The 13,284-nt window shown below is 67.4% G+C and carries 10 protein-coding genes; 8 read left to right on the top strand and 2 right to left on the bottom strand.

Translation table 11 applies throughout. The features are described from left to right. The first annotated feature begins 3 nt into the window (after positions 1-3). The 4 genes from AC1DK4_RS11555 (at position 4) to AC1DK4_RS11570 (ending at position 3,572) form a co-directional block, all read left to right on the top strand. Positions 4-945 carry an LOG family protein gene (locus AC1DK4_RS11555; RefSeq protein ID WP_441613137.1) on the top strand — a complete coding sequence of 314 codons (942 nt, stop codon included), beginning with the start codon at positions 4-6 and terminating at the stop codon, positions 943-945. A gap of 173 nt (positions 946-1,118) precedes the next feature. Continuing rightward, positions 1,119-1,544: a DUF2782 domain-containing protein gene (locus AC1DK4_RS11560; RefSeq protein ID WP_441613138.1), complete on the top strand. Its 426-nt coding sequence runs from the start codon at positions 1,119-1,121 to the stop codon at positions 1,542-1,544. Between the two features lie 238 nt (positions 1,545-1,782). Then, positions 1,783-2,766 (top strand): homoserine kinase, encoded by a 984-nt coding sequence (locus tag AC1DK4_RS11565; protein ID WP_477131538.1) that lies wholly within the window; start codon positions 1,783-1,785, stop codon positions 2,764-2,766. Positions 2,767-2,771: 5 nt separating this feature from the next. Then, positions 2,772-3,572, top strand: coding sequence for a BPSS1780 family membrane protein (locus AC1DK4_RS11570; RefSeq protein WP_441613140.1), 801 nt, complete (start codon positions 2,772-2,774; stop codon positions 3,570-3,572). 43 nt (positions 3,573-3,615) lie between these two features. On the opposite strand, the gene AC1DK4_RS11575 is transcribed toward AC1DK4_RS11570, so the two are convergent. Then, on the bottom strand, positions 3,616-4,413 hold the full coding sequence (locus tag AC1DK4_RS11575) for an amidohydrolase family protein (RefSeq protein WP_441613142.1): 798 nt from the start codon (positions 4,411-4,413) through the stop codon (positions 3,616-3,618). 182 nt (positions 4,414-4,595) lie between these two features. Between AC1DK4_RS11575 and AC1DK4_RS11580 the strand changes: the two genes are divergently transcribed. Together AC1DK4_RS11580 and AC1DK4_RS11585 are read left to right on the top strand one after the other, a co-directional pair. Then, positions 4,596-5,363, top strand: a complete 768-nt coding sequence (locus AC1DK4_RS11580) for a GntR family transcriptional regulator (RefSeq protein ID WP_441613143.1) — start codon at positions 4,596-4,598, stop codon at positions 5,361-5,363. 49 nt (positions 5,364-5,412) lie between these two features. Continuing rightward, positions 5,413-6,390, top strand: coding sequence for a tripartite tricarboxylate transporter substrate binding protein (locus AC1DK4_RS11585; protein WP_441613144.1), 978 nt, complete (start codon positions 5,413-5,415; stop codon positions 6,388-6,390). Between the two features lie 206 nt (positions 6,391-6,596). Here the strand turns inward: AC1DK4_RS11585 and AC1DK4_RS11590 are convergent, their stop codons facing one another. Then, complete coding sequence (locus tag AC1DK4_RS11590; protein ID WP_477131539.1) at positions 6,597-8,951, bottom strand: UvrD-helicase domain-containing protein; 2,355 nt, start codon at positions 8,949-8,951, stop codon at positions 6,597-6,599. 386 nt (positions 8,952-9,337) lie between these two features. On the opposite strand from AC1DK4_RS11590, the gene AC1DK4_RS11595 reads away from it, so the two are divergent. Both AC1DK4_RS11595 and galU read left to right on the top strand, forming a co-directional pair. After that, positions 9,338-12,205, top strand: a complete 2,868-nt coding sequence (locus tag AC1DK4_RS11595) for a valine--tRNA ligase (protein WP_441643184.1) — start codon at positions 9,338-9,340, stop codon at positions 12,203-12,205. A gap of 53 nt (positions 12,206-12,258) precedes the next feature. After that, positions 12,259-13,128: a UTP--glucose-1-phosphate uridylyltransferase GalU gene (gene galU, locus AC1DK4_RS11600; protein WP_441613148.1), complete on the top strand. Its 870-nt coding sequence runs from the start codon at positions 12,259-12,261 to the stop codon at positions 13,126-13,128. Positions 13,129-13,284: the final 156 nt, after the last annotated feature.

Here is a 13,284-nt window from a genome sequence, read left to right on the forward strand (position 1 = left end):
CCCATGGACTCAAAATTGACTGGTGCCGCCGCAGGCGGTGCGAATGCCGCTCCCAGCACCGGCGCGGCCGACGCCGCAGACCCGGCTGCGGCCCTGAAGCAGGCCGCGCAAGGCAGCATTACCACTGCGGCCGATATGGACGTGAACGTGACGGTCAGCGCCGCTTCCGATGGCCCGGGCGATACCGCTCCCGCTGCCGCCGGCATTCGCGCCAACCCGCGCAAGATGATTCCCAGCCTGCGCGCGCTGGCCGACGAAGATCGCGCAACGGCAAAGAAGGCGCGCGCCTCGTGGCAAATGTTCACGATTATGGCAGAGTTCATCGAGGCGACCGAGTACCTYTCGGAGATCCGCCCGGCCGTRTCGATCTAYGGCAGCGCACGCCTGCGCGAGGACTCGCCCTACTACCAGCGCACCATCGAGATCGCGCGCCTGTTCTCGGACGCCGGCTTCGCGGTGATCTCGGGCGGCGGCCCCGGCATCATGGAGGCGGCCAACAAGGGCGCCCATGCCGGCAAATCGGCCAGCGTCGGACTGAACATCGAGCTTCCGCACGAGCAGCAAGGCAATCCCTACCAGGACATCGCCATGCGCTTTCGCCACTTCTTCACGCGCAAGGTGACCTTCGTCAAGAACTCCGACGCCTTCATCGTGATGCCGGGCGGCTTCGGCACGCTCGACGAACTGGCCGAAGTGCTGACCCTGGTGCAGACCGGCAAGTCGCGCGCGGTGCCGGTGGTGCTGTTCGGCAGCCGCTTCTGGAAGGGCCTGCTCGACTGGTTCCGCTTCACGCTGCTGCCGATGGGCCTGATCGCCGAACACGACCTCGACCTGATGAAGATCGTGGACGAACCGCATGAAGTGCTCGAAGCGGTATATGAATACTACGAGCAGCGCGGCGGCGACAACCCGATTCCGCCCAAGGAAGAAATGTTCTACCTGTAGGTTCCGCCCGGCACGGCGCGTGCCAGGGTGCCCGGCGGGTCACCGCAGGGGCCCGGCACGGGCAGGAATTGCTAGAATGGAAGCCTGACACACTGCCAAAGCCCGGCGTCGCCGGGCTGCAGCGCCATTCGCGATGCAGCATGCCTGACTGCTGGATCGCACAGGAGCCTTGAATGACCTCCCCCTCCCTCCTGGCCGCCGCGAACGCGGAAGAGCCGGAGCCGTTTCCCGCATCCGCGCGGGTGCTGGCATTCACAGCACTGCTGGCGCTCGGCGCACCTTTCGCTGCGTTTGCGCAACAAGGCACCGAGCAGGTCGGCGGCGCCCTGACCCAGCAAGAGCTGAACCAGATCAACAACAGCCCGATTGCGCCGCCCGCCAAGACCCAGCTCAACAAGCCGCGCGAGCCGAGCTTCCAGCTCAACGAGCCGGACGGCACGCAGATCCGGGAATACCGCAACAAGGGCCAGGCCACGGATATCGAGGTCAAGTCCGGGGTGGGCACCAAGTACCAGATGAGCAAACCGGAAGACAGCTCGCCGAAGATCCGCGACCGCGACATGAACCGCGTGCCGTCGGTCAACGTGCTGCAATTCTGAGACTTGCCCGGGGCCGGATGGCACAATCCGGCCGGTGGGTATCGCAGCCGGGCCGTGAAACCTGAACAGGGATTCCGGCGCTGGCTGCCTGACCCGGTTCCGATTTCCGTTTTTTTCGCTTTCCCACGACCCCGCCAGAGTACCGCTGCGGGGCCGCGCCGGCGCTTCCGGCATCCATGCCGCGGCGATGCGCAGGCTTTTGCGCCCGCCGCCATCCGATTCGATTCACACAAAGAGTATGGCCGTATTCAYCACGGTCTCGCCGGACGAGATCGCCAGTTGGCTGCTTGACTACGACCTGGGCAAGATGCGCGACCTGCGCGGCATTGCCTCGGGCATCGAGAACAGCAATTTCTTCCTGACCATGGAACAGGACGGCAGCACGCGCGAGTACGTGCTGACCATCTTCGAGCGGCTGACTTTCGAGCAGCTGCCCTACTACCTGCACCTGATGGCTCACCTGGCCACGCAAGGCATCCGCGTGCCGGCCCCGATCCCGGGCCGCGACGGCGAAATCCTGCGCGCGCTCAAGGGCAAGCCGGCCACCATCGTCACGCGCTTGCCGGGCAGCTCGCAGCTGGCGCCCGCGGCAGGGCACTGCGCCGAGGTGGGCGACATGCTGGCCCGCATGCACCTGGCCGGCCAGAGCTACCCGCGCCAGCAACCCAACCTGCGCAGCCTGCCCTGGTGGCAGCAGACCGAAGCCGAGATCCTGCCCTTCCTGGATGCCGGACAGCGCACGCTGCTGCAGCAGGAACTGGCCCACCAGGCCGCCTTTTTTCACGGCACCGACTACGCCGCGCTGCCGGGCGGCCCCTGCCACTGCGACCTGTTCCGCGACAATGCGCTGTTCGAGGTCGACCGGCAAGGCCACGACAAGCTGGGCGGCTTCTTCGACTTCTACTTCGCCGGCAACGACAAGTGGCTGTTCGACCTGGCCGTCACCGTCAACGACTGGTGCATCGACCTGGCCAGCGGCACGCTGGACGACGCCCGTGCCCAGGCGCTGCTGCGGGCCTATCATGCGGTAAGGCCGCTTGGGCCGGTCGAGGCGGCGCGCTGGCGCGACATGCTGCGCGCGGGTGCGCTGCGCTTCTGGGTATCGCGCCTTTGGGACTTCTACCTGCCGCGCGAAGCCGACATGCTGCAGCCTCACGACCCGACCCATTTCGAACGCATCCTGCGCCGGCGCATCGAAGCCGCCGCACTGCCCTGGACCTGAGCGCCATGCAATTACTGGAAGTTTCCGCCAAGGAAGGTTATGTCTGGTTCCGCCAGGGTGTCTGGCTGTTCCGCAAGAACCCGCTCGCCTTCCTGATGCTGCTGTTCATCTACCTCATCGCCGCGCAGCTGGCCGTGTTCGTGCCGCTGATCGGCATCATCGCGCTGCTGGTGATCACCCCGGGCTTGTCGGTCGGCATCATGACCGCCTGCCGCGAAGTGATCCAGAACAAGCGGGTACTACCCACCGTCCTGCTAGCGGGGTTCCGCGGCAACGGCAAGCTGGCCAGCCGCAACCTGCTGGTGCTCGGCGGCATCTACGCCGGGCTGGTGTTCGTGCTGAGCCTGATCGCCGGCAGCCTGGTCGACATCAGCACGTTGCTGCCGATCCTGCTCAAGGAGGAGGCGCCTTCGGCCGACGCAGTGCGCCAGCTTTACTTCGCGCTGATGATCGGCGCCGCGCTGTACACGCCGATCGCCATGCTGTTCTGGTTCGCGCCGCTGCTGACAGCGTGGCACAACGTGCCGCCGGTCAAGGCGCTGTTCTTCAGCTGGACCGCGTGCTGGCGCAACCGCGGCGCGTTCTTCGCCTACGCCGTGGTGTTCGCGGTGCTGCTGGTGGCGATCCCGTTCTTCCTCGAGGCGGTGTTCGGCGCGTTTGGCGCGGAGGCCCTGCTCTCCTTCCTGGTCACGCCGTATTCGCTGCTGATGCTGGCGATCATGTACTGCTCGTTCTACGCGACCTACCGCGGCTGCTTCAACGTGGTGCCCGAGAACTCCACCGGCAACGTGGACGCCGCTGCCTGAACGCATGCGGGGCCCCGGCCCCGCATGCCTGCACTGCCCACCGCTATGCCCCCGGCGCCGCCGGCAGGCCGAACAGCCGCGCGGCATTGCGGTCCGGCGCGTCGCGCAGCGGACCCAGCCATTCCCACACCATGCGCTGCAGCGCGCCGTAGCCGGGCCCCGCCTCGTGGTTGGTCCATGGCCAGTCCGATCCCCATAGCAGCCCCTGCTCTCCCAGGCAATCGTGCCAGTCGGCCACCAGGCCGCGCAGGTCCGCCGCCGCCACGCGGTATGGCGCGCTCAGTTTGACGCAGACCTGGCGCTGGCTGCGCCACTGCCGCGCGCAGGCCAGCATCGGCGCATCGCGCGCCGCGCCGGCGGCAGGCTTGCCGAAGTGATCCAGCACCAGCGCAATCGGCACCGGCGGCAGCCATGACTGCACTTCGGGCAGGCGGCCGGGATCGGTATGCAGCTCCAGGTGCCAGCCGAGCGCATGCGCGGCTTCGAGCAGAGCCGGCCAGCGCGCATCGCGCCAGCCCGCATCGTCATGGCGCCCCACCATGTTCCAGCGCAGGCCGCGCACGCCAAGCGCATGCAGCCGCGCCAGCTCCGCGGCGCACGCTTCAGGCCCCAGCACGCAGACCCCGCGCAGCGCCGCCGACGCCGCCAGCGCCGCCTCCAGTTCGCTGTTGTCGCTGCCGAAGAAGCTTGGCTGCACCACCACGCCGGCGCGCACCCCGTGCGCGGCCGCGATGGCCTGCCATTGCGCCAGGCTGGCGCCGTAGGCGGGCCGGTAGCGTGCGCCGCCCACCGCGGGCGCGCCGGTGGAGAACACGTGGAAATGGGTATCGATCTCGAACATGTTTCGCTGGCTGATGGCGCCGGGGTGGCCTGGCCGGAATGCCTGGTGTCCGCCTGGCGCCGTGTCCCGCCGTCAAACCCGTTGACAGCGCACAGCCTCCATTCTAAGCTCTACTCCTATAGATGACTAGATCTCCGATGACGGCCTCGATGCCAGCGCGGAAATCCGACACGGAGACATGCATGCCAAGCGGTTCCCCCTCCCCCATCCCGGCGGCAGCCGACGCCCCCGATTCGGCCGCCAGCCTCGCGGCACCCCGCTGGGCCCGCATCGCTACCGCGCTGCGGGGCCGGATCCTGGCCGGCGAATGGGCCTCGGGCACCGCCATCGCGGCGGAGAGCGCGCTGGCCGAGCACTACGGCGTGGCGCTGGGCACCATGCGCGCCGCCATCCAGGCGCTGGTGGACCAGGGCCTGCTCGAACGCGTGCACGGCCGCGGCACTTTCGTGCGGGGCGCGCTCGCGGGCGCCACCATGGCGCGCTTCTTCCGCTTCGGCGACGCCGGCTCGGAGATCCCGGAATCGCGCATCGTGTCGGTGCGCGCGCTGGCCGCGCCGGCCGAGGTCGCCATCCAGCTCGGCCTGGCCAGCGGCACGCAGGTGCTGCGCATGACGCGCCAGCGCGGCTGGGAAGGCAAGGTCCGCCTGCTTGAGACGATCTGGCTGCCCGCGGCGCTGTTCGACGGCCTTGCCGCGCTCAAGCCGGCCGAGTTCGCGCCCCTGCTGTACCCGATGTATGCGCAGCGCTACGGCGTCACCGTGGGCCGCGCGGTCGACGACCTGCGTTTTAGCCGGCTGGGCCCGCGCGAGGCCGCCCGGCTTGGCCTGCCCGAGGGTCACCCGGCGCTGGCGGTCAGCCGCGTGGCGTTCGACCTGGCGGGCCGGCGGGTCGAGTACCGGCAGACGCTGGGCAACGCCGACGACTTCCACTATCGCGCCGAGGTCCGCTGACGCGCCCCGCCTCGCTGCCACCCCATACCTACAGACCCCGAGGAGACCCATGCGAAATTCCATCCGCCTTTGCGCGACCGCCCTGTTCGGGCTCGCCGCCTGCGCCAGCGGCCTTGCACTCGCGCAGGCCTGGCCCGCCGCCAAGCCCATCCGCCTGGTGGTCACCTACGCGCCGGGCGGTGGCGCCGACACCATGGCCCGCATGATTTCCCCCCGCCTGGGGCAGGAACTCGGCCAAACCATCGTGGTGGACAACCGGCCCGGCGCGGGCGGCCAGATCGGCACGGACATCGTTGCCAAGTCCGCGCCGGACGGCTACACCGTGCTGCTCGATGCCGCCTCGTTCGCCTCCAACCCGGCGCTTTACAAGCGGCTGCCCTATGATCCGGCCAAGTCGTTCATCCCGGTCTCGGTGCTGGCGCTCTATCCCAATATGCTGGTGGTGAATCCGCAGTTCCCGGCCAAATCCGCGCAGGAACTGGTGGCGATGGCCCGCGCCAAGCCTGGCAGCATCGCCTACGCCTCGTCGGGGAACGGCTCGGCGCAGCATCTCGCCGGCGCGCTGTTCGCGCAGCGCATGAAGCTGGATCTGCTGCATGTGCCCTACAAGGGAGGCGGCCCGGCCATGGCCGATGTGATCGCGGGCCAGGTGCCGGTGTTCTTCGCCAACACGGCCTCGGGCCTGCAGCATGTGCGCGCGGGCAAGCTGCGCGTGCTGGCGGTGACCGGAGCCCGGCGCACGGCCATCCTGCCGGACACCCCGACCATGACCGAAGCCGGCGTGCCGCGCTATGAAGTCTATGAATGGAACGGCGTGTTCCTGCCGGCGGGCACGCCGCCGGACATCGTGGCGCGCCTCTCGGAGGCGATCCGCAAGGTCATCAACCTGCCGGAGAACCGCGAGCGCATCGCCAGCCTGGGCGGCGAGATCGTGGCCGGCACGCCGGCCGAGGCCGCGAAGTTCGTGCAGGCGCAGACGAAGGAATGGGCCAAGGTCATCAAGGACGGCAACATCCAGCTCGACTGAGGCGGGCAGGCCCTGGCGGCGCTATCGGATTGAAGCGAAGCGGTCGTGGCCAGGGCGGAGCAGGGAATCCGGACCACGCAGTGATCCGCCTGCGCAGCGGTGCGCGCCGGCCAGCGTGCACGCGCCCCGCAAGGGCGCGGCCGCGGACAGTACGACTGGCAAGGCAAGGCCGCGCAACGACGCCAGGATCTTCTTGCTGGTGCCGCTCAGTCTATCGGATCCAGCTTGGCCACCGAGAGCGCCAGCCACTTGGCGCCGTGCCGCTTGAACTTGATATTGGCGCGGGCATCCGCGCCGTCGCCTTCGAGCGCCGTGATCACGCCCTCGCCGAACTTGTTGTGGAACACGCTCTGGCCGATGCGCAGCCCGGAGCCGGCCTCGCGCTTGGAGTCGGCGTAGCCGTTGCCGGTATCCATGCCGCCGGTCGGCTTGGTGCCCGAGTAGGGCACGTCTTCCGCCTTCTTGAACCAGTCACGACCCCAGCCGCCGTCGTTCTGCTGGCGGCGCTGCGAACCGTAGGCTTGCGCCGGCGGCGTCAGCCACTTGAGCGCTTCGTCGGGCAGCTCCTCGAAGAAGCGGGAGCGCACGTGATAGCGCATCTGCCCGTGCAGCACGCGGCTCTGCGCGAATGACAGGTAGAGCCGCTGGCGGGCGCGGGTGATCGCCACATACATCAGGCGGCGCTCTTCCTCGAGGCCGTCGGCCTCGTTCGCGCTGTTCTCGTGCGGGAACAGGCCTTCTTCCAGCCCGGTGATGAACACCGCGTTGAACTCGAGGCCCTTGGCCGCGTGCACGGTCATCATCTGCACCGCGTCCTGGCCGGCCTGCGCCTGGTTGTCGCCGGCCTCGAGCGAGGCATGGGTCAGGAAGGCCACCAGCGGCGTCATCACCACGGGCAGCGCTTCGGGGTCCAGCACCTGCTGGGCCTGGTCGCCATCGGCCAGCGCCGGCAGCGCCGGCCCGCCGTCGCGTCCCACCGGGATCGCGCTGGCCAGCGCGTCCAGCCCGTAGCCCTCCTCCGTCACGAAGGCCTGCGCCGCGGTCACCAGTTCCTGCAAGTTCTCGATGCGGTCCTGGCCTTCTTTCTCGCCGCGGTAGTAGGTGATCAGGCCGCTGGTATTGGTCACGTATTCGACCGTCTCCGGCAGCGTCATGCGGCGCGTCTCCGCGCGCATCTGCTCGATCAGCCGCACGAAGGCGCCGAGCGTGCTGCCGGCCTTGCCGGCCACGTAGGCCACGGCTTCCGCGAGCGAGCAGTCATACTGGCGCGCGGCGTCCTGCAGTGCTTCGAGCGAGCGCGCGCCGATGCCGCGCGCGGGAAAGTTCACCACGCGCCCGAAGGCGGCGTCGTTGCGCGGGTTCTCCAGCAGCTGCAGGTAAGCCAGGGCGTGCTTGATTTCGGCGCGCTCGAAGAAGCGCAGGCCGCCGTACACCCGGTAAGCGATGCCCGACGAGAACAGCGCATGCTCGATCACGCGCGACTGCGCATTGCTGCGGTACAGGATGGCGATTTCCGAGCGGCTCATGCCCTGCGCCACCAGGTCGCGGATTTCCTCCACCATCCAGGCCGCTTCCTGGCCGTCGGAGCCGGCCTGGAACACCCGCACCGGCTCGCCGTGGCCGGCGTCGGTGCGCAGGTTCTTGCCGAGGCGGCGCGCATTGTGGGCGATCAGGTGGTTGGCGGAATCGAGGATGTGGCCATGCGAGCGGTAGTTCTGCTCGAGCTTGATCATGTGGCGCACGCGGAATTCGTGCTCGAAATCGCRCATGTTGCCGACATTGGCCCCGCGGAACGCATAGATGCTCTGGTCGTCGTCGCCCACCGCGAATACCGCCGCCGGGTTCTGCGTGCCGAAGCCCGCCAGCAGCTTGAGCCACTGGTACTGCAGCACATTGGTGTCCTGGAATTCGTCGACCAGCACGTGGCGGAAGCGGTTCTGGTAGTGCTGGCGGATGGCGTCGTTGTAGCGCAGCAGCTCGTAGCAGCGCAGCAGCAGTTCGGCGAAGTCGACCACGCCTTCGCGCTGGCACTGCACGTCGTAGGCGGCATAGAGGTCGACGAAGCGGCGATTGAAGTCATCGTTGGCCTCCACGTCGGCCGGACGCAGGCCCTGCTCCTTGGCATTGTTGATGAAGTACTGCAGGTTCTTGGCCGGGTACTTCTCGTCGTCCACGTTGAGCGACTTGAGCAGGCGCTTGAGCGCCGAGAGCTGGTCCTGGCTGTCGAGGATGGCGAAGGTCTGCGGCAGCCCGGCGTCGCGGAAGTGGGCGCGCAACATGCGGTTGCACAAGCCGTGGAAGGTGCCGATCCACATGCCCCGGGTGTTGATCGGCAGCATCGAAGTCAGCCGCGCGGTCATTTCCTTGGCGGCCTTGTTGGTGAAGGTCACCGCCAGCAGGCCGGCGGGCGACACGCGGCCGTTCTGGATCAGCCACGCGATGCGCGTGGTCAGCACGCGCGTCTTGCCGCTGCCCGCGCCCGCCAGGATCAGCGCCGGTTCGTCGGGCAAGGTGACGGCGGCAAGTTGTTCGGCGTTGAGATTGGCAAGCAGGTCGGACATCGGGAGGGCCTTGTGGAGTGCCCCGAATTATACCGGGGCGCACCCCCGGCCCGCGGCGGCCGGCCGCCGCCCCGTCGCGCGCTGCGGCACAGGTAGCACCAAGCGCACAATGCGCGGGCTTTCCCCTCTCCCGGAGTAAGCAGAAATCCACCCGGGACGCCGAAGCAGCGGCAAAATAGCGGCCGGATTACGCCAGCATCGCGCCCGGATCGCTCCCGGGCCACCCATGGATCGGCCCTGAAATGCGCCCGGATGGCGCGGTACTGCCCTGCGCGGGCCCATTTCCCGCACCCGGCACCCCGCCTTCCGTATAATTTAACGTTTCCCGGCGCGTTGCCCCTGCCCGCCTGGGCCGCAGAATCCGACGTAATCATCGACACCCGAGCATGACCGCCCAAGACCAGTCCCTTGCCAAGAGCTTCGAACCCGCCGCCATTGAGGCCAAATGGGGCCCAGAGTGGGAGAAGCGCGGCATCGCGAAGCCGACCCTCGACTCGGACCGCCCCGATTTCTGCATCCAGCTGCCCCCGCCTAATGTGACCGGCACGCTGCACATGGGCCATGCCTTCAACCAGACCATCATGGATGGCCTGGCCCGCCACGCCCGCATGTCGGGCGCCAACACGCTGTGGGTGCCCGGCACCGACCACGCCGGCATCGCCACCCAGATCGTGGTGGAACGCCAGCTGGAGGCACAGGGCGTGTCGCGCCAAGAACTCGGCCGCGAGAAATTCACCGAGAAGGTGTGGGCGTGGAAGGAAGAGTCCGGCTCGACCATCACGCGCCAGATCCGCCGCATGGGGGCTTCGATCGACTGGAGCCGCGAGTACTTCACCATGTCGCCGGAAATGTCCCAGGCGGTCACCGAAGTGTTCGTGCGCCTGTTCGAGCAGGGCCTGATCTACCGCGGCAAGCGCCTGGTCAACTGGGATCCGGTGCTGGGCACCGCGGTGTCCGACCTGGAAGTGGACAACGTCGAGGAAGAAGGCTCGATGTGGCACATCCGCTACCCGCTCACCGAAGCCGACAGCGTGCACGGCCTGACCCACCTGACCGTGGCCACCACACGCCCCGAAACGATGCTGGGCGACGTGGCCGTGATGGTGCACCCGGAAGACGAGCGCTATGCCCACCTGATCGGCAAGTCGGTCAGCCTGCCGCTCACCGGCCGCGACATCCCCGTGATTGCCGACGAATACGTCGACCGCGAGTTCGGCACCGGCGTGGTCAAGGTGACCCCGGGCCACGATTTCAACGACTACGCGGTGGGCCAGCGCCATAGCCTGCCCCAGCTGTCCATCCTCACGCTCGACGCGAAGATCGTCGCCGACGCCCCGGCCGCTTACGCGGGCCTGGACCGCTTCGACGCGCGCAAGCGCATCGTCGAGGACCTCGACGCGCAGGGCCTGCTGGCCGAAGTCAGGAAGCACAAGCTGATGACCCCGCGCAGCGAGCGCACCGGCAGCGCCATCGAGCCGATGCTGACCGACCAGTGGTTCGTCGCCATGAGCAAGCCGGCGCCCGAGGGCACTTTCAACCCGGGCCGCTCGATCGCCGAGGTGGCGCTCGAGGCCGTGAAAGGCGGCGAGATCAAGCTGATCCCCGAGAACTGGAACAGCACCTACAACCAGTGGCTGGAGAACATCCAGGACTGGTGCATCTCGCGCCAGCTGTGGTGGGGCCACCAGATCCCGGCCTGGTACGACGAGAACGGCAAGTGCTTCGTCGCCCGCACCGAGGAAGACGCCCTGGCGCAGGCCGCCGCGGCCGGCAGCACCGGCGCGCTGCGCCGCGAGGACGATGTGCTGGACACCTGGTTCTCGTCCGCGCTGGTCCCGTTCTCGTCGCTCGGCTGGCCTGAGGAAACGCCCGAATTGCAGCATTTTCTGCCGTCGTCGGCACTTGTTACCGGCTACGACATCATCTTCTTCTGGGTGGCGCGCATGGTCATGATGACCAAGCACTTCACCGGCAAGGTGCCCTTCCATACCGTCTACGTGCACGGCCTGGTGCGGGACTCCGAAGGCAAGAAGATGAGCAAGTCCGAGGGCAACACCCTGGACCCGGTGGACCTGATCGACGGCATCGATCTCGATACCCTGCTCCAGAAGCGCACCACCGGCCTGCGCCGCCCCAAGGACGCACCCAAGATCGAGAAGAAGACGAAGAAGGAATTCCCCGAAGGCATTCCCGCCTTCGGCGCGGACGCGCTGCGCTTCACCTTCGCCTCGCTGGCCACGCTGGGCCGCAACATCAACTTCGACACCGGCCGCTGCGAGGGCTACCGCAACTTCTGCAACAAGCTGTGGAACGCCACCCGCTTCGTGCTGATGAACACCGAAGGCCATGACTGCGGCATGGGCCCGTGCAACAACGACTGCGGCCCGGACGGCTACCTCGACTTCTCGCAGGCGGACCGCTGGATCGTATCGCTGCTGCAGCGCGTGGAAGCCGATGTGCAAAAGGGCTTTGCCGAGTACCGCTTCGACAATATCTCCAGCGCGATCTACAAGTTCGTGTGGGACGAGTACTGCGACTGGTACCTGGAACTGGCCAAGGTACAGATCCAGAACGGCACGCCCGCCCAGCAGCGCGCCACCCGCCGCACGCTGCTGCGCGTGCTGGAGACGGTGCTGCGCCTGGCCCACCCGATCATCCCCTTCATCACCGAGGAACTGTGGCAGAAGGTAGCGCCGCTGGCCGGCCGCGCCAAGGGCGACGGTAGCGAGACGCTGGCGCTGCAGGCTTACCCGCTGCCGGCCGTGGCCAAGATCGACGAGGCCGCCGAGCAGTGGACCGCGCAGCTCAAGGCGGTGGTCGACGCCTGCCGCAACCTGCGCGGCGAGATGAATATCTCCCCGGCCCAGCGCATCCCGCTCTACGCCCAGGGCGACAGCGCTTTCCTCACCTCGGCCCAGGCCTATGTGCAGGCGCTGGCGAAACTTTCCGAGGTAAAGGTATTCGAAGACGAGAATGCCCTGATGGCCGAAGGTGCCGGCGCACCGGTGGCAATCGTGGGCGGTAACCGCCTGCTGCTGAAGATCGAGATTGACGTGGCGGCCGAGCGCGTGCGGCTGTCGAAGGAAATAGAGCGCCTGAGCGCCGAGATCGGCAAGTGCCGGGGCAAGCTTTCCAATGAGAGCTTCGTCGCCAAGGCACCGCCGGCCGTGGTCGCGCAGGAAAACCAGCGTCTGTCCGATTTCGAACAGACGCTGGGCAAGTTGCAGGATCAGCTGCAACGTCTGCCGGCATGAGCTTTGCATCACCAGCAGGGTTGCGTACACCGAAACGATAAGGAAAACCTGTTATGGAAACCCGTGTCACCAAGGCTGTCTTCCCCGTAGCTGGTCTGGGCACCCGCTTTTTGCCCGCTACCAAGGCAAGCCCGAAGGAAATGCTGCCGGTGGTCGACAAGCCGCTGATCCAGTACGCGGTGGAAGAAGCCATGGCTGCCGGCATCACCGAGATGATCTTCGTGACCGGCCGCTCCAAGCGCGCCATCGAGGATCACTTCGACAAGGCCTACGAGCTCGAAGCCGAACTGGAGGCCAAGAACAAGCAGGCCCTGCTCTCGCTGGTGCGCTCGATCAAGCCCTCGCACGTGGAATTCTTCTATGTGCGCCAGCCCGAAGCACTGGGCCTGGGCCACGCCGTGCTGTGCGCGGAAAAGCTGGTGGGCGACGCGCCCTTCGCCGTGATGCTGGCCGATGACCTGCTGGACGGCCAGCCGCCCGTGATGAAGCAGATGACGGACCTGTACGGCCACTACAACTGCTCGGTACTGGGCGTGGAAGAGATCGCTCCGGAACAGAGCCGCTCGTACGGCGTGGTCGACGGCCGCGAATGGGACGAAGGCGTGATCAAGGTCTCCGGCATCGTCGAGAAGCCGGCGCCCGAGGACGCGCCCTCAAACCTGGGCGTGGTCGGCCGCTACATCCTGACGCCGCGCATCTTCGACCATATCCGCAACCTCAAGCCGGGCGCCGGCGGCGAGTTCCAGCTCACCGACGCGATCGGTTCGCTGCTCAGCCAGGAACAGGTGCTGGCCTACCGCTACAAGGGCGTGCGCTACGACTGCGGCAGCAAGCTCGGCTACCTGAAGGCGACCGTCGAATTCGCGCTCAAGCACCCGGAAGTGATGGACGAGTTCAGCACTTACCTGCGCACGCGCGGGTGATTGTTGTCGGTTTGGCTGGATAAGGAAAGCCCTGCAGGGTGGCCGGTTGCCGGCGGCTTTGCGGGGCTTTTTTGTTGGTTCGCTGGGTGAGGGGTTGGGGTCAGGATCAAACGGCTTAACTTCACTTCAAAGTCAACGGCTTTCGCTCCCCCGGAG

The sequence above is a fragment of the Cupriavidus sp. 05N38 genome, from assembly GCF_056397345.1.

What these genes read in the sequence shown, in the direction of transcription:
- AC1DK4_RS11570 (WP_441613140.1), top strand. Translation starts at nt 2,772, where the DNA reads ATGCAATTACTGGAAGTTTCCGCCAAGGAAGGTTATGTCTGGTTCCGC.
- AC1DK4_RS11560 (WP_441613138.1), top strand. Translation starts at nt 1,119, where the DNA reads ATGACCTCCCCCTCCCTCCTGGCCGCCGCGAACGCGGAAGAGCCGGAG.
- AC1DK4_RS11575 (WP_441613142.1), bottom strand. Translation starts at nt 4,413, where the DNA reads ATGTTCGAGATCGATACCCATTTCCACGTGTTCTCCACCGGCGCGCCC.
- galU (WP_441613148.1), top strand. Translation starts at nt 12,259, where the DNA reads ATGGAAACCCGTGTCACCAAGGCTGTCTTCCCCGTAGCTGGTCTGGGC.
- AC1DK4_RS11580 (WP_441613143.1), top strand. Translation starts at nt 4,596, where the DNA reads ATGCCAAGCGGTTCCCCCTCCCCCATCCCGGCGGCAGCCGACGCCCCC.
- AC1DK4_RS11585 (WP_441613144.1), top strand. Translation starts at nt 5,413, where the DNA reads ATGCGAAATTCCATCCGCCTTTGCGCGACCGCCCTGTTCGGGCTCGCC.
- AC1DK4_RS11595 (WP_441643184.1), top strand. Translation starts at nt 9,338, where the DNA reads ATGACCGCCCAAGACCAGTCCCTTGCCAAGAGCTTCGAACCCGCCGCC.